General features: G+C 63.5%; 16 protein-coding genes and 1 tRNA gene. 5 read left to right on the top strand and 12 right to left on the bottom strand.

Annotation, left to right across the window (positions count from 1 at the left end):
• Positions 1-122 precede the first annotated feature (122 nt).
• Entirely contained in the window at positions 123-551 is a 429-nt protein-coding gene (locus tag EBQ26_RS05825) for a DUF4395 family protein (RefSeq protein ID WP_122238084.1), read from the top strand.
• A 131-nt stretch (positions 552-682) separates the two neighbouring features.
• Positions 683-1,018, top strand: coding sequence for a Grx4 family monothiol glutaredoxin (gene grxD / locus EBQ26_RS05820; protein WP_122238083.1), 336 nt, complete (start codon positions 683-685; stop codon positions 1,016-1,018).
• A 232-nt stretch (positions 1,019-1,250) separates the two neighbouring features.
• Here grxD and EBQ26_RS05815 read toward each other — a convergent pair whose 3' ends face one another.
• Positions 1,251-2,345, bottom strand: a complete 1,095-nt coding sequence (locus EBQ26_RS05815; protein WP_122238082.1) for an NAD(P)-dependent alcohol dehydrogenase — start codon at positions 2,343-2,345, stop codon at positions 1,251-1,253.
• Between the two features lie 223 nt (positions 2,346-2,568).
• On the opposite strand from EBQ26_RS05815, the gene clpX reads away from it, so the two are divergent.
• A complete protein-coding gene (gene clpX / locus EBQ26_RS05810; RefSeq protein ID WP_122238081.1) occupies positions 2,569-3,840 on the top strand; it encodes an ATP-dependent Clp protease ATP-binding subunit ClpX in 1,272 nt (423 codons plus the stop codon).
• 64 nt (positions 3,841-3,904) lie between these two features.
• Positions 3,905-3,978, top strand: a tRNA-Cys gene (locus EBQ26_RS05805).
• Positions 3,979-4,125: 147 nt separating this feature from the next.
• Here the strand turns inward: EBQ26_RS05805 and EBQ26_RS05800 are convergent.
• From EBQ26_RS05800 to EBQ26_RS05760, 10 genes are all read right to left on the bottom strand, one after another.
• Positions 4,126-5,028 carry a methyltransferase domain-containing protein gene (locus EBQ26_RS05800; RefSeq protein ID WP_122238196.1) on the bottom strand — a complete coding sequence of 301 codons (903 nt, stop codon included), beginning with the start codon at positions 5,026-5,028 and terminating at the stop codon, positions 4,126-4,128.
• 143 nt (positions 5,029-5,171) lie between these two features.
• Complete coding sequence (fghA, locus tag EBQ26_RS05795; protein ID WP_122238080.1) at positions 5,172-6,017, bottom strand: S-formylglutathione hydrolase; 846 nt, start codon at positions 6,015-6,017, stop codon at positions 5,172-5,174.
• A gap of 67 nt (positions 6,018-6,084) precedes the next feature.
• Positions 6,085-6,576, bottom strand: a complete 492-nt coding sequence (locus EBQ26_RS05790; protein WP_095551169.1) for a hypothetical protein — start codon at positions 6,574-6,576, stop codon at positions 6,085-6,087.
• 205 nt (positions 6,577-6,781) lie between these two features.
• Complete coding sequence (locus EBQ26_RS05785) at positions 6,782-6,991, bottom strand: type II toxin-antitoxin system VapB family antitoxin (RefSeq protein WP_238944170.1); 210 nt, start codon at positions 6,989-6,991, stop codon at positions 6,782-6,784.
• 166 nt (positions 6,992-7,157) lie between these two features.
• Entirely contained in the window at positions 7,158-7,283 is a 126-nt protein-coding gene (locus EBQ26_RS13145) for a hypothetical protein (RefSeq protein WP_275265344.1), read from the bottom strand.
• 16 nt (positions 7,284-7,299) lie between these two features.
• On the bottom strand, positions 7,300-8,580 hold the full coding sequence (locus EBQ26_RS05780; protein ID WP_122238079.1) for a cysteine desulfurase-like protein: 1,281 nt from the start codon (positions 8,578-8,580) through the stop codon (positions 7,300-7,302).
• Positions 8,581-8,722: 142 nt separating this feature from the next.
• Positions 8,723-9,202 (bottom strand): GNAT family N-acetyltransferase, encoded by a 480-nt coding sequence (locus EBQ26_RS05775; RefSeq protein WP_122238078.1) that lies wholly within the window; start codon positions 9,200-9,202, stop codon positions 8,723-8,725.
• A gap of 72 nt (positions 9,203-9,274) precedes the next feature.
• Positions 9,275-10,420 (bottom strand): S-(hydroxymethyl)glutathione dehydrogenase/class III alcohol dehydrogenase, encoded by a 1,146-nt coding sequence (locus tag EBQ26_RS05770; protein WP_122238077.1) that lies wholly within the window; start codon positions 10,418-10,420, stop codon positions 9,275-9,277.
• Positions 10,421-10,481: 61 nt separating this feature from the next.
• Positions 10,482-11,033, bottom strand: a complete 552-nt coding sequence (locus EBQ26_RS05765; protein WP_238944169.1) for a methyltransferase family protein — start codon at positions 11,031-11,033, stop codon at positions 10,482-10,484.
• A gap of 108 nt (positions 11,034-11,141) precedes the next feature.
• Entirely contained in the window at positions 11,142-11,480 is a 339-nt protein-coding gene (locus EBQ26_RS05760) for a DUF1840 domain-containing protein (RefSeq protein WP_122238076.1), read from the bottom strand.
• A gap of 169 nt (positions 11,481-11,649) precedes the next feature.
• Between EBQ26_RS05760 and EBQ26_RS05755 the strand changes: the two genes are divergently transcribed.
• Positions 11,650-13,830 carry a PhoX family phosphatase gene (locus tag EBQ26_RS05755; protein WP_313790372.1) on the top strand — a complete coding sequence of 727 codons (2,181 nt, stop codon included), beginning with the start codon at positions 11,650-11,652 and terminating at the stop codon, positions 13,828-13,830.
• 103 nt (positions 13,831-13,933) lie between these two features.
• Here EBQ26_RS05755 and zapE read toward each other — a convergent pair whose 3' ends face one another.
• Positions 13,934-15,031 (bottom strand): cell division protein ZapE, encoded by a 1,098-nt coding sequence (gene zapE, locus EBQ26_RS05750; RefSeq protein WP_122238074.1) that lies wholly within the window; start codon positions 15,029-15,031, stop codon positions 13,934-13,936.
• Positions 15,032-15,063 lie beyond the last annotated feature (32 nt).

Below are 15,063 nucleotides of genomic sequence, written 5' to 3'. Positions count from 1 at the left end.
CGGGATTGTCCCTCACCCTGAAGCGTGTTGCAGCGCAACATACCGCTCCATACGCTCGTACAATTTGCCCGAGCAGCGCCTGCTGGCTCTCCCCTTGTCTCTCCTAGGAAAGGATGTGAAGTATGTTGCGTTTTGATCTGCCCCCTGTCTGGTCCCACGTGGTGCGCTGGGAAGCCTTTTTGACCTCTGTTTTCAGCGCCTGCGCCCTGCTGATTTCACCCTGGTTCATGGTCATCCCGGCCGTGCAGGGGCTGGTGCGCGGCTTTATCGGCCACTACAAATGCCCTTCGCACCGGGTATGGGCCAAGCTGTTTGAAGCGCGCGGCTGGGCGGGCAAGAAGGAAAACGCGGGCGCCAAAATGTTTGCCAACAAGATTTTGATGATTGCCAGCCTGGTCTCCCTCACGGCCTATGCGCTGGGCAGCGACATCTGGCGCATTCCGTGCATGGTGCTGCTGGTGTTCAGCACGATGGAGTGGGCCTTCTCCTTCTGCGCGGCCTGCTGGGCGTATGGCGCCTGGTACCGCGCGTTTCCGCCCAAGATGCCGTGATTGGCGCGGCTTTCCAAATAGCCTTGGCGGCCATGCGGCCTGTCGAAGTTTGCAAAAATCACGCCCGTGACAGCGCTGCTGCGGCAGCGCTGTTTTCCGTTTTTTCTCCCCCATTAGCGACAGGAATTCCCATGAGCGACGTTCAACAACGCATCGACCAAATGGTCAAAAGCCACCCCATTGTGCTGTTCATGAAAGGGCACGCCAACTTCCCCATGTGCGGCTTTTCCGGCCGCGCCACGCAAATCCTCAAAGCCTGCGGCGTGGATCTGAAAACCCTGTTCACCGTCAACGTGCTGGAGGATCAGGAAATCCGCCAGGGCATCAAGGATTACAGCCAATGGCCCACCATCCCGCAGCTCTACATCAACGGCGAGTTCATCGGCGGCTCGGACATCATGATGGAAATGTACGAATCGGGCGAGTTGCAGCAATTGCTGGGCGCTACGCCCGCGCAAGCGCAGTAAACGCTGCATATCCTACTTTTATTACAAATCAATAGGAAATAAAAACCATTGTTTTCGGCGTGATGGCAATTAAATGGTTTTTACTTTGATTTGAATGAAAGCAAGGTGTGGCCGCGCTGCCGTCACACCCCAAAAAAGTGGGCCGTTGGTGAACGGCCCCCTTTGTTTTTGCGCGCCAGCCCGCCCTCAACAGGCCGCTGGCGTACGCAATACGTCACACCGTGATGCGCGATCAAGGCTTGACGGCGATCTTGAGCACCCCGTCGCGCTGGTTGGCGAACAAATCGTAGGCGGCCACGATGTCGTCGAGCTTGTAATGGTGCGTCACCAGCGCGCCGAAATCGGCCCGACCTGCGGCGATAACATTCATCAGGCGGCGCATGCGTTCCTTGCCGCCGGGGCACAGGGCGGTGTTGATCTTGTGGTCGCCCAGCCCGGCGGCAAAGGCCGAGAGGGGGATCTTCACATCGTCCGAATACACCCCCAGGCTGGAGAGCGTGCCGCCGGGCTTGAGCACCTTCATGGACTGCTCAAACGTCAGCGGCAAGCCCAGGCACTCGATGGAGGAATCGGCCCCTTTGCCGCCGGTGAGTTTGAATACCTCATCGACCACATCGCAGCGGTTGAAGTTGAGCGTGGCATCCGCGCCGAATTTGCGCGCCATCTCCAGGCGGTGGTCGTTGCCATCGACCGCAATGATGGTGCTGGCGCCCAGCAAGCGCGCGCCCGCCGTGGCGCACAGGCCGATCGGCCCTTGCGCAAACACCACCACCGTATCGCCAATGCGGATGTTGGCGTTCTCCGCACCCTTGAAGCCGGTGGACATGATGTCCGGGCACATCAGCACCTGCTCGTCGGTCAGCCCGTCGGGGATAGGCGCCAGGTTGCCCTCGGCGTCGGGCACCAGCACATATTCGGCCTGCGTGCCATCGATCAGGTTGCCAAAGCGCCAGCCCGCCGTGGCCTTGTAGCCGTGGCAGCCGCACAGCCCGCGCGCCACCAGATAGCTGCCGTCTTGCGAGGGCACGCCATCTTGCGCGGCGTAGGAGTTGAAGTTGGGGCAAATCGCGCCTGCAATCACGCGCTGGCCTTCCTTGTAGCCTTTGACGGCGCTGCCAAGCTTTTCAATCACGCCCACCGGCTCATGGCCCACCGTCAAGCCCTTGGCCACGGGGTATTCGCCCTTGAGGATGTGCACATCCGTGCCGCAAATCGTCGTCGTCGTGATGCGCACCAGCGCATCGGTGGGGCCGACCTCGGGGATGGGCTTGTCGGTCAGCTCGATGCGACCAGGCTCCACGAATACCGCTGCTTTCATCATTGCCATAAGAGTCTCCTGCAATAAGGGGTAGGGGTGAAAAAACCGGAACCGGCCCAATCTACCCCAGCCACCGGGCCGCGGCCTTGATACGCATCAAGCCCGGCACAATAGCGCCCCTGGCGCGGCCCGCCTGGGGCAGCGCCGTTTTGCGCTATAAGCGGCGCTCGCAACGCGCGCAGGCATCGGGCCCGTGCGCGTGCAAAACATCATTTGTGAAAGTATGGCAAGCATGGCTGAGAAGACTTCTGGCGACAAAACCCTTTATTGCTCGTTTTGCGGGAAAAGCCAGCACGAGGTCAAAAAACTCATTGCCGGGCCGGACGTGTTCATTTGCAATGAATGCTTGGACCTGTGCAACCAAATCGTGCGCGATGAAACCGGCGGGGACGTCGGCTCCGCATCCGCCTCCGAGCGCCCCGCGCTGCCCACTCCGGCAGAAATCAAGGCCAATCTGGACCACTACGTGATCGGCCAGGATAAAGCCAAGCAGGCCCTGGCCGTAGCCGTTTACAACCACTACAAGCGCCTGTGGCACAAAGACCAAGGCCGCAGCGGCAGCGATGACGTGGAGCTGACCAAAAGCAACATCCTGCTCATCGGCCCCACCGGCTCGGGCAAAACGCTGCTGGCGCAAACGCTGGCGCGCATGCTCAACGTGCCCTTCGTCATGGCCGATGCCACCACCCTCACCGAGGCTGGTTATGTGGGCGAGGACGTGGAAAACATCGTGCAAAAGCTGCTGCAAAGCTGCGATTACAAGGTCGAGGCCGCGCAGCGCGGCATCGTCTATATCGACGAGATCGACAAAATCTCCCGCAAAGCCGACAACCCCTCCATCACCCGCGATGTCTCGGGCGAAGGCGTGCAGCAGGCGCTGCTCAAGCTCATTGAGGGCACCATGGCCAGCGTGCCCCCGCAAGGCGGGCGCAAGCATCCCAACCAGGACTTTCTGCAAGTGGACACCACCAACATCCTGTTCATTTGCGGCGGCGCTTTTGCCGGGCTGGAGAAAGTCATCGAAAACCGCACCGAAGCCTCCGGCATCGGCTTTGGCGCGGCCGTGCGCTCCAAGGACAAGCGCAGCGTCAGCGAGTTGTTCGCCGAGATCGAGCCGGAAGACCTCATCAAATACGGCCTCATCCCCGAGCTGATCGGCCGTCTGCCCGTCGTCACCGCCTTGGCCGAACTGGACGAAGCCGCGCTGGTGCAAATCCTCACCGAGCCGCGCAACGCCTTGGTCAAGCAATACGCCAAGCTGTTTGCGATGGAAGACGTGGAGCTGGAAATCCGCCCCGAAGCGCTCACGGCCATCGCCCGCAAAGCCATCGCCCGCAAAACCGGCGCGCGCGGCCTGCGCTCCATCATCGAACAAGCCCTGCTGGGCACCATGTACGAGCTGCCCTCCATGCACAACGTGGCCAAGGTCGTGGTGGAAGAAGCCACCATCACCGAAGGCAAATCCCCTTTGCTGGTGTACCGCGAGGAAGTCAAACAGGCTTGATCTGCGCCTTCCCGGCGGCGGCGCGCAATTGGTGTAGAATCCGCCGCTTGCCATTGAGGCACACGGCGCGGTAGCAAAGTGGCTATGCACCGGATTGCAAATCCGTTTACCCCGGTTCGATTCCGGGCCGCGCCTCCAGACACCAAAGCCCCCAGGTCAAACGCCTGGGGGCTTTTTCATTTCAACCAAAAGAAAACACGCGCACCGCCCAATATGCCGAAACAGGGCAGGTTTATTTACCATTGAATTGGAAACAAAACCCGCGAAAGCTGCAAAGGCCCCACCTCACCCCTTGCGCTTGAGCGCCTGGCGCATATCGCCCAGGCTGATGTGCGTCTGCCCCGCCACCTTCATGCGCGGCGGCGCTTTGACGGCGTGGCCGTAGATGATTTCAAACGTCACCGTGATGTTCCCCTGGGCATCGGCCAGGCCGCGCAGGCCATCGAGCAAACGCTGACGCCAGCCCTTGCCGCGCAAGGCTGCAAAACGCGCCGGATGCAGATTGCGTCCCCACGCGCGCAAATCCTGCAACAGCCGCTCGGCGCTGGCGTATTGCAAGCGCACATGCTCCATGTCCATGATTGGCTCGGTAAAACCCTGGGCCAGCAGCATGTCGCCCCAATCGTGCATATCCACAAAATCCTGCGCGCACGGCGGCCAGCCTTGCTGGGCATACAGCGCGCGCAGCTCCTTCAAGGTATCAGGGCCAAGCGCCGAGAACATCACAAACCCGTCGGGCCGCAGCCACTGCGCCCACTGGCGCATGCACGCCTGCGGATCGGCCACCTGGTGCAAGCCCATGTTGGCCCACACCATGTCCACCGAAGCATCGGGCGGCGCCCCCCAATGCACTTGCGGCTTACCACCCCACAGCCGCGACCAGCGCGAGCCTTGCCAACGCTGGCGCGCCACTTGCTGATGGGCGGGCTGCTCGTGCACCACCCACACCGCGCTTTGGGGATAGCGTGCGGCCAGCGCATCATGCGCCTGCATGCCACCGCGCACCGGCTCCCAATCGCACCAGGCATCGGGGCGGCGCACGATCCAGTCGAGCTTTTCCTGCATGCGACGCCCCACTTCCTCATGCAGCCAGGGGCTGGCGGACGCGGCCGCCACACGCTGCCAGCGCTGCAAGGCGGCCACATCCAAAGGGGCCAGAAACGGGGGGGAGCTGTTTTCGGTAGCCATGTGCATCTCGGGGGAAAGGCGGCATTGTCCCCGCATGGCGCATCCTCTTGCACGAGGGTTCTATTTTTCAATCAAAAGAAACAAAATACCCCGCTTTAGGCATGATAGATATGAAATCATTTTTCCATTGATTGAAAAACAATTCAAGCCTCAGCCGCCTTCAGCGCCTGGGCGTGGTGCGCGAAGTGATCGCCGATGAAGCTGGCGATGAAGTAATAGCTGTGGTCGTAGCCCGGCTGCATGCGCAGCGTCAGCGGGTGGCCGGCTTGCTCGCAGGCCGCTTGCAACAGCTCGGGCCGCAGCTGCCCGGCCAGAAACTCGTCGGCATCGCCTTGATCGACCAGCAGCGGCAGGCGCTCTTGCAAAGCCGTGCCCACCAGCGCCACCGCATCGTGCTGCCGCCATGCGGCCTGGTCATCGCCCAGGTAGGCGCGCAAGGCCTTCTGCCCCCAGGGCACCTGGCTGGGCGCGACGATGGGGCTGAAGGCGCTCACGCTTTGGTAGCGGCCCGGATGGCGCAGCGCCAGCGTCAGCGCGCCATGCCCGCCCATGCTGTGGCCGCTGATGCCGCGCGCGCCGCTGGCGGGAAAGTGCTGCTCCACCAGCGCGGGCAGCTCCTGCACCACATAGTCTTCCATGCGGAAATGCGCCGCCCAGGGCGCTTGCGTGGCGTTGACGTAAAAGCCCGCGCCCTGGCCCAGGTCGTAGGCGTCGTCATTGGCCACGCCTTCGCCGCGCGGCGAGGTATCGGGCGCCACCACGATCAGCCCATGCCGCGCCGCAAACGGCTGCGCCCCGGCTTTGGTGATGAAGTTCTGCTCCGTGCAGGTCAGGCCCGAGAGCCAGTACAGCACCGGGCACTTCTGCCCCGCCAGCGCCTGCGGCGGCAGGTAGATGCCGAATTTCATGGGCGTGCCGGTGCTGGCGGAGTTGTGCTGCCAGACCTCCTGGCGGCCGCCAAAGCTGGCGTGGTGTTCGGTGCGTTGCATGGTTTTTCCTTTTTAAAACAAGTCTGGGATATGAAAACGGCCCCAAGTCCATTGAGCGCCCAGGGGCTCAATCAAACCGTTGTCCAGGCCTGCGCACTGGGAGCAACGACAGCAGCTCAATCAAAAACAAGGCCAGTGGCAACAAGTACGGCAGTGGCATAAAAAGTAGCCCCGCCGGTACCCCCGAAGTGTTGAGAAACAGCGCCACACCCAGGGCCACAAGGCCGAGCACACCGCACGCCACGAGCAACACCAGCAACCAGCCCAGCCACCCCAGCATAGCCTTCGGCATCAACAGCGCACCTGCGCGCGCCGACAATGCAATACGCCGCCAAAGCAGCAGCAAAAACACCAGCGACAAGGCTGTACTCAACATCCAGGGCAAAGATAGGGCCAATAGCAAAGGCAGTGGCAAGGGCATGGCAAACGCCTGAAAGAAGCCATACCAGCCCACACTCAAAAATCCCGCACCAACCAAACTGGCTACTCTGTGCAGCCAGCACAAACTGGTGCCCACAGTGCACAGCACCAAGGCGACGATGTAAGCAAAACGGCGCATTCCTCACTCCCTGTTCAAGACTTCTACCGTGTGCAGCAACTGCCACAACAGACCTCAAACCCATCGCCCCGCCTGCCACCAACCCAGAACCGCCACGACCACCAGCGGCAGCTCAAGCAATGCGGTCAGTGGCACGCACGCTTTCCGACAGATCACGCAAACACTTCGGCTCAAATTCGATGCTGGGCGGACAAAACCAGCAGGTTCATTCTTCACTCCGGTTTCGCCCTGCCTTGTAGCTGTAACCATCGTCCCATTGCAGCTGGCCGAAAAGCTCGGTGATTTTCTGTTGCTCCCTGCGGGCAATGAACTCCTTCAGCGCAAGCGTCACCGCCGCCTTCTTCGTGGTTTCGCCACTGAGCAAAAGCGCACGCTCAATCAGGGATGGGTCAAGAGCCAGATTGGTCGCCATCATGCCTCCACACATCGTTCTGCACACTGGCAGGTAGGTTTGCAAATTTGCCGGCTGGGTTGAGGATCGCTGCCCAGCGCTTCGCAATGAATGTGCTGCGCCAGCCCACCCTGCAAGCAACGGCGACGAAGCACCTTCCATGGGCAAAGTCGCATGAATGGTAAGCCATTCAAGGCAAGCATGGCGGGGCCGGTTTGACGACCACGGCACGAGAAGCGAATTCGTCGCGCTGGCCCAGACGCTGGGCTGCCCGCTGCTCACCCAGCGCAGGCAGGCACTGCGGGCGTTTTTGCATACGGCGCGCGTGGCACTCACGCCCCATGCGTTGCCAGCCATTCGTCCAGCAGCGCAAAGAAGCGTTCGATTTCCGCATGGCTGGTGTAGTGCAGGCAGCCGATGCGCAGCAGGCCGGTGTCTGCAATCCCCAGATGGCGCAGGATGTCCAGCGCGTAGAAGTTGCCACTGCCCACGGCCACGTTGCGCTGGCCGAACCATTGGCTGATGGCGTAGGGGTCGCAGATGGCGCCGCTGCCATCGACGATGTTGAAGGCAAAGGTCGGGCTGCGCCCATGCGCGCTGTCGTGGCCGTACAGGCGCACGCCGGGGCGCTGGCGCAGCCCCTGCAGCACGGCGCGGCTGATGCCCTGCTCGTACTCGTGCACGCGCGCATAGCTGGCCTGAAGGCGCGCGCGGCGCGCGGCGGCGCTGCCGCCCGCCGCTGGCCCTGGCTGCCCCAGGGCTGCCAGCTGCGCCCAGTAGTCGATCATGGCGATGAAGCCGGCCTGCGCCTCGAACGATTGCGTGCCCTGCTCCCAGCGGCCGGGCACGGCCTCGGCGGCGGGTTCGACCTTGTACGGGCGCAGGCTTTGCAGGTGCTCGCGCTTGCCATAGCACATGCCCAGGTGCGGGCCGCCGAGCTTGTAGGCCGAGGCGAAGAGGAAATCGCAATCGAGCGCACGCACATCGACCAATTGGTGCACCGCGCCATGCACGGCATCGATGCTCACCCAGGCGCCCACCTGGCGCGCAGCCCGCACCAGCGTGGCCGCATCGGCAAAGCTGCCCGTAACGTTGGAGGCCAGCGCAAAGGCCAGCAGCCGCGTCCTGCCATCGACCAGGCCCGGCAGCGCGGCATAGTCCAGATCGCTGCCATCGGCGTTGAGCGGCACGAAGCGCACGGCCACGCCCTGCTCCTCGGCCGCGCGCTGCCACGACGAGACGTGGGAGAAATGGTCCATGCGGCTGAGCACGATATTGTCGCCCGCCTGCCAGGTGCGCGCCACGGCGCGGCTGAGGTTGAACATCAGGCTGGTGGAGTTCAGGCCGAAGAACACCTCATCGGCCGCGCAGCCCAGCCAATCGGCTGCGGCGGCGCGGGCATCGCCCACCAGGGCGCTGGTGCGCAGGCCGGCATCGGCATAGCCGCCGAAATTGCTGTTGTAGCGCCCCAGGTAGCCCACCATGGCGTCGAGCACCGCCTGCGGCACCTGGCTGCCGCCCGGGCCATCCAGAAACAGCGGCAACTGGCCGCCCGCATCGGCATGGTGCAGCGCCGGGAAATGGCTGCGGATGGTGTCGATGGGGTAAGTCATGGGCAACTCCGTTGGTCAAATGGGATGATTTCAGGGGGTGCGACAGGCATGGCTTGCAATGAATGTTTATAAGCGTAGCGCTTACAGGCCGTTGGAGATGGCATGGTATCGCCACACCCGTGCCCCAAGACCACGGCCCGGGCTAAGCGCCGCCCCCATCGGGGTTTTCATTCGGCTTGACCATAAACACCAGCGTCACATTTGGCGACAGCGCCTGATGGTGCGTGATGCGATAGCCATGCCGCCCATACAACCGCACATTCGCTTCGCTACGACTGCCGGTAAACAACTCGAACTGCTGCGCCGCCGGGAAAGCCGCCTCGATTGCGCTGAGCAAAGCCGAACCAATGCCCCTGCCTTGCGCGCCCGGCTCCACCATGAGCCGCCCGATCTGCACCACGCCATTGACCCCCTGCGCCCGTACGGAACCCACGAGGGCACCATCCACCGTCGCCTTGAGCACCACACTGACCTGCATCTCCGCCTGCAATTGCTCCAGCGATTGCGTCAGCGGCGGAATATTCCAATCGTCGTACAGTCGAGCTTCCGACGCATAGGCCACACGTTGCAGCGCCAGGATGGCGGGAGCATCTTCGAGGGATGCGGGGCAAATAGTCAGCATGGTTAGGTTTTTCCTTCCGAAGAATGAGAGCATGTTTCCGGCCTTGCGCCTGGCCGTCGCGCAGTGCGATCGTCACCCATACCGCGCCACACTCCGGATCGACTTGCCCTCGTGCATCAAATCAAACGCACGGTTGATCTCATCCAGCCCCATGGTGTGGGTGACGAACGGGGCCAGTTGAATCTCGCCCTTCATGGCCTGCTGCACCATGCCGGGCAGTTCGCTGCGGCCCTTGACGCCGCCAAACGCCGTGCCCAGCCAGCGGCGCCCAGTGACGAGCTGGAAGGGGCGGGTGGAGATTTCCTGCCCCGCGCCAGCCACGCCGATGATGACGCTCTGGCCCCAGCCGCGGTGCGCGCATTCCAGCGCGGCGCGCATCACATTGACGTTGCCAATGCACTCGAAGCTGTGGTCCACGCCCCAGCCGGTCATGTCGATGATGACTTGCTGGATGGGCTTGTCGTGCTCCTTGGGGTTGACGCAGTCGGTGGCGCCGAAGGTGCGCGCCAGCTCGAACTTGGCCGGGTTGGTGTCGATGGCGATGATGCGCCCGGCCTTGGCCAGCTTGGCGCCCTGGATCACGGCCAGGCCGATGCCGCCCAGGCCGAACACGGCTACGCTGTCGCCGGGCTGGACCTTGGCAGTGTTCTTCACCGCGCCCAGGCCAGTGGTCACGCCGCAGCCCAGCAGGCAGACCTGCTCGGGGTTGGCGGCCGGGTCGATCTTGGCCAGGCTGACCTCGGCCACCACGGTGTATTCGCTGAAGGTGCTGCAACCCATGTAGTGATAAATCGGCTGGCCGTTGTAGCTAAAGCGCGTGCTGCCATCGGGCATGACGCCCTTGCCCTGCGTGGCGCGCACGGCCACGCAGAGGTTGGTCTTGCCGCTTTGGCAAAACAGGCATTCGCCGCATTCGGCGGTGTACAGCGGAATAACGTGGTCGCCCGGCTTGACGCTGGTCACACCCTCGCCCACATCGACGACGATGCCCGCGCCTTCATGCCCGAGCACGGCGGGGAAGATGCCTTCCGGGTCTTCGCCGCTCAGGGTGAAGGCGTCGGTGTGGCACACGCCGGTGTGGGTGATGCGGATGCGCACTTCGCCAGCCTGGGGCGGGGCCACGTCGATTTCAACGATTTCCAGCGGAGCGCCTGCCTTGAAGGCCACGGCGGCACGGGATTTGAGGGTTTTGCCAGCGGTGTCGGCGGTGGTGGTCATGGCAGGTCTCTTTCGTGGGGTGGATGGCAAACGCGGGGCTGCGCCCAAGCGGCCGCACACTCTACAGCCAACGCCGCACGCGGGCCAAATAGGCGTTGTAGGGCGCGCCGAAACGGCTTTGCAGAATGCTCTCTTCGGGCCGAATCTGGAAAAAATGCATCCACGCCACGAAAGCGGGCACGCCCAGCAGGGCCAGAGGATGGGCCAGCCAAACCGCCCAGGCAGCCAAACACAAGGCCATGCCGAGGTACATGGGGTTGCGGCTGAAGCGGTAAACGCCGGTTTGCACAATGCAAGCGCTCGCTTGTGGGCACAAGGGGTTGGCGGTGGTGCCGTAGCGGTAAAACGCCCAGCGCGCCGCGCCTGCGACCAGCAGCCCAGTCAAAGCCAGCAATGCGGCGACGCCCCATTGCAGCCCCCGCGCCGACCAGAGCGAAGGCGGCGGTGGCCATGCGGGCGACGGCGCAAACGGCAGCGGCGCCCAGCGGGCCAATGCATACATAGCGGCCGCGATGGCCAGGCACACCAGTGGCGGCGGGATTTTCAGCGCCAGCCATCCGCCGCCTGGCGTTGCAGGTGGGGCAGGTGGCGGCGGGTTGTGGGGAGCGGGCATCGCACAGACTTTTCAGTGACTGCAAACGCCAGCGGCCAAGCGGGCGCAGCGGCTCGGGATGGGATATGCCACAGCGCAGCGCACGGCCCCGGGTTTTCGACAAGTGTTTCAGGCTTGCCAGACGACGGCATCGCCCGCCTCCTGGGCAGCTTGCAGCATGCGCGTCAGGGGCATGGCGCGGCTGCGCAGGGCGATGGGGGCCGGTGGTTCGCCTTCACCTTCGGCGCTGCCTTCGCGCTCTGGCGCGGCTGGCGGCGCAGCGTCGGCCTGGGCGGCTTCTTCACGGGCGATGGCTTGCTCGATCGCGGCCAGCGCGGCGGGCAGTTGCTCGGCGGTGATGATGCCTTGGGCGGCGCTTTCATCCTTGCCAATGATTTTCAGCAAACGCTTGGCGTCCGTTTGCAAATAGGACACGGGGGCGCTGGAGCGGGTGGTGAAGGTGATCATGAGGCGAATTTCCTGCAAAAAGAGCCATGCCAACAGCCGCCGCTGTGGTGGCGACGGCGGCCACGAGGCCGCATTGTGCCCGCGCCAAGGCGCTGCGCGGGCCGCGCTGTCATGATCTTGCCATCTTGGGTTTCTAGCATGCGGCGCTTTCAACTGACCATGCACAGCCATGATGAATGCCCACGACACCATTCCCTCCTCCGTGTCCGAATACGACGATGACGCCATCGTCAACTTTTCCCACAACCCGCATATGGACAGCGTGCTGGCCTTGCGCCTCTCGCGGCGCGGCGCGCTCAAAGGCAGCGTGGCCGTTGCCGCCGCTTCGCTGCTGGGCGGCGCGGGCCTGAGCGGCTGCGGCGGCGACAGCGACAGCGGCAACAACCCGACCGATGCCACCACGCCCACACCCGCCAAAGAGCTGAACTTCCAATCCATCGCCAAAACCCAGGCCGATCAAATCACCATTGCCGAGGGCTACCAGATCAGCATCCTGCACGCGCTAGGCGACCCGATGCACTGGGGCGATGCAAGCTGGCAGGACGATGGCAGCGAAACGCCCGAGTCCTACCAGCGCCGCATTGGCTGCGGGCACGACGGCATGTATTACTTTGGCCTGTCCGACGATGGCCGCTTCGATGCCAACCGTTCCGATCGCGGCCTGCTGTGCGTCAACCACGAGTACGTCGTCGCCCCTTACGGTCTGCACCCCACGGGCCGCACCGTCACCGACGGCAAGCGCCCGGCCAGCGAGGTGGACAAGGAAATCTTCGCCCACGGCGCCAGCGTGGTCGAGATCAAGCGCAAGCGCGGCAGCAACGATATGGAGATGGTGCGCGGCTCACCGTACAACCGCCGCGTGCATTCGGCCACCGAGATGGCCTTTGGCGGCCCCGCCGCTGGCCACGCCAAGCTGGTCAACAAGCTCTCACCCGATGGCACGCGCGCCTTTGGCATGAACAACAACTGCGCCTGCGGCTACACGCCCTGGGGCACCTACCTGACCTGTGAGGAGAATTACCTCAACGTCATCGGCCGCGCAGCGGGCGACGATGCCCGGCGCAGCGCCGCCGAAATCACTGCCCTCAAGCGCTACGGCCTGCCCGCCGGGCGCAAAAACCCTTACGGCTGGGACAGCCCCGAGGGCGAGCAGTACCAGCGCTGGAACAGTCGCGTCAGCGCCGCCAGCGCTGAGCTGGACCACCGCAACAGCTTCAACACCTTTGGCTGGGTGGTGGAGATCGACCCCTTTCGCCCCGACAGCATGCCCGTCAAGCGCACGGCGCTGGGGCGCTTCAACCACGAAGGCGCCTGGCCCGCCCCGGCCGTGGCGGGCCAGCCCATCGTGCTGTACTCGGGCGACGATGCGCGCGGCGAGTACATCTTCAAATACGTCTCGGATGCGCTGTGGGACCCGGCCGACATCAACGGCGGCACCGCCGCAGGCGCGAAATACCTGGATAAAGGCCGGCTGTTTGTCGCCCAGTTCCGGGCCGATGGCAGCGGCCAATGGCTGGAGCTGACGCACGGCCAAAACGGGCTGGATGCGAGCTGCCCGCTCTACCCTTTTGCCGACCAGGGCGACGTGGTCATGCACTGCCGCCTGGCGGCGGATTTCGTCGGCGCGACCAAGATGGATCGGCCCGAGTGGGGCGGCGTCAACCCGCTCAACGGCGAGGTCTATATGACGCTGACCAACAACTCCAAGCGCACCGCCCAAACGCTGGATGCGGCCAACCCGCGCGTGGGCAACGCCAACGGCCACATCATCCGCTGGCGCGAGCTGGGCGGCCAGGCGGGCACGCAGTTTGTGTGGGACGTCTTCCTCTTTGGCGCGCGCGCCGATGGCAAGCAAAGCGAAAACCTCTCGGGCCTGAGCGACGCTAACGACTTCTCCAGCCCCGACGGCCTGTACTTCGACCAGCGTACGCAAGGCGCGGGCGGGCTGCTGTGGATCCAGACCGACGACAGCGCCTACACCGATGTGACCAACTGCATGATGCTGGCGGCCATCCCCGGCCACGTGGGCGATGGCGGCGCGGTGCGTACCCAAGAGGGCCAGGCCACGCACATGGGCGCCCAGCCCAGTCAGGCCAATGTGCGGCGCTTTCTCGTCGGGCCGGTCGATTGCGAGATCACCGGCGTCGTCGTCACGCCCGATGGCAAGACGCTGTTTTTCAACGTGCAACACCCCGGCGAGGACAAGGGCGATTTCGCCACCAACACTTTCACCAGCCACTGGCCCGGCAACCAGGCGCCCGCCAGCGACAGCGCCCACCACGGCCACAAGCGCCCGCGCTCGGCCACCGTGGTCGTCACCCGCAAAGATGGCGGCACGATTGGCGTCTAAGCCGCTGGAATGCCCATAAATTACAAATCAATAAGAAACAAAAACACCATGTTTTGGCATGGTATTTATGAAATTCAATTCATATTGATTTGTAAAAATTGCATCAGGTCAGGCTGGTATCCACGATGCGCTTTTGCAGCGAGAGGTATTCCTGCGACTGCATCTCCGTCAAGCGCGAGACGGTGCGCGGGAATTCGTGGGCCAGCGGGCCTTGCAGGTAGAGCTGCTCGGGCGGCACCTGGGCGGAGGCAATGAGCTTGACGCTGCGGTCGTAGAGCACGTCCACCAACCAGGTAAAGCGCCGCGCCTCGGAGGCGAGGTTGACCGACATTTGCGGGATGTCCGACACCAGCACGGTGTGGAACTGGTTGGCGATTTCCAGATAGTCGTTTTGCGAGCGCGGGCCGCCGCACAACTGCTTGAAGTCGAACCAGATCACCCCGCCAGCGCGGCGGCGCGCGGCGATGGTGCGCGATTCGATGTGCAGCGCAGGCTCCTCATCGGCGCTGCTGGCCAGGCTCTCGAAGGCTTGCTGCATCTGCGCATCGGCCTCGGGGCCGTTGGGGGTGATGTAGGTTTGCACGTGCTGCAAGGTGCGGCGGCGGTAGTCGGTGCCGTTGTCCACGTTGACGACTTCCATGCGCTCATTGAGCAAAGCAATGGCGGGCAGGATGCGGTTGCGGTGCAGGCCGTTGGGGTACAGCTCGTCGGGCCGGAAGTTGGAGGTGGTGATAAAGCCCACGCCGTTGTCGAACAAAGCCACCAGCAGGCGGTGCAAGATCATGGCGTCGGTGATGTCGGCGACGTGGAACTCGTCAAAGCAAATGAGCTTGTAGCGCTTGGCGATTTTGGCGCCCAGCGCGTCCAGCGGGTCGCGCGTGCCTTGCAGGGCGTGCATTTCGCGGTGCACTTCGCGCATGAATTCGTGAAAGTGCAGCCGCACTTTGCGCTCGATGACGACTTCGTTGAAAAAACACTCCATCAACAGGCTTTTGCCGCGCCCGACGCCGCCATACATATAGACGCCCTTGGGCACATCGGGGCGGTTGAGAAATTTTTTCAGGCGGCTGGAGCGCTTGTCCTTGTACGCCGCCCAGTCATCTGCGCAGCGCTGCAAAGCGGCCACGGCGCGCAATTGCGCCGGATCGGCCTGGTAGCCTTTTTCTGCCAATACTGCCTGGTAGGCCGATTCGACACTCATGGTTGGGGGTACTTTCGGTTGCGGTGGTTGCG

The organism is Allofranklinella schreckenbergeri (genome assembly GCF_003703475.1).
In the GTDB taxonomy this organism is placed as follows: Bacteria; Pseudomonadota; Gammaproteobacteria; order Burkholderiales; family Burkholderiaceae_C; genus Lampropedia; species Lampropedia schreckenbergeri.
This window is presented reverse-complemented; position numbering and strand designations above follow the sequence as displayed.

Coding starts and splice junctions, on each gene's coding strand:
- EBQ26_RS05765 (WP_238944169.1), bottom strand. CDS start 11,033: ATGCCCGCTCCCCACAACCCGCCGCCACCTGCCCCACCTGCAACGCCA.
- EBQ26_RS05825 (WP_122238084.1), top strand. CDS start 123: ATGTTGCGTTTTGATCTGCCCCCTGTCTGGTCCCACGTGGTGCGCTGG.
- zapE (WP_122238074.1), bottom strand. CDS start 15,031: ATGAGTGTCGAATCGGCCTACCAGGCAGTATTGGCAGAAAAAGGCTAC.
- fghA (WP_122238080.1), bottom strand. CDS start 6,017: ATGCAACGCACCGAACACCACGCCAGCTTTGGCGGCCGCCAGGAGGTC.
- EBQ26_RS13145 (WP_275265344.1), bottom strand. CDS start 7,283: ATGCAAAAACGCCCGCAGTGCCTGCCTGCGCTGGGTGAGCAGCGGGCA.
- clpX (WP_122238081.1), top strand. CDS start 2,569: ATGGCTGAGAAGACTTCTGGCGACAAAACCCTTTATTGCTCGTTTTGC.
- EBQ26_RS05770 (WP_122238077.1), bottom strand. CDS start 10,420: ATGACCACCACCGCCGACACCGCTGGCAAAACCCTCAAATCCCGTGCC.
- EBQ26_RS05815 (WP_122238082.1), bottom strand. CDS start 2,345: ATGGCAATGATGAAAGCAGCGGTATTCGTGGAGCCTGGTCGCATCGAG.
- EBQ26_RS05780 (WP_122238079.1), bottom strand. CDS start 8,580: ATGACTTACCCCATCGACACCATCCGCAGCCATTTCCCGGCGCTGCAC.
- EBQ26_RS05785 (WP_238944170.1), bottom strand. CDS start 6,991: ATGATGGCGACCAATCTGGCTCTTGACCCATCCCTGATTGAGCGTGCG.
- EBQ26_RS05755 (WP_313790372.1), top strand. CDS start 11,650: ATGATGAATGCCCACGACACCATTCCCTCCTCCGTGTCCGAATACGAC.
- EBQ26_RS05790 (WP_095551169.1), bottom strand. CDS start 6,576: ATGCGCCGTTTTGCTTACATCGTCGCCTTGGTGCTGTGCACTGTGGGC.
- EBQ26_RS05800 (WP_122238196.1), bottom strand. CDS start 5,028: ATGGCTACCGAAAACAGCTCCCCCCCGTTTCTGGCCCCTTTGGATGTG.
- EBQ26_RS05760 (WP_122238076.1), bottom strand. CDS start 11,480: ATGATCACCTTCACCACCCGCTCCAGCGCCCCCGTGTCCTATTTGCAA.
- grxD (WP_122238083.1), top strand. CDS start 683: ATGAGCGACGTTCAACAACGCATCGACCAAATGGTCAAAAGCCACCCC.
- EBQ26_RS05775 (WP_122238078.1), bottom strand. CDS start 9,202: ATGCTGACTATTTGCCCCGCATCCCTCGAAGATGCTCCCGCCATCCTG.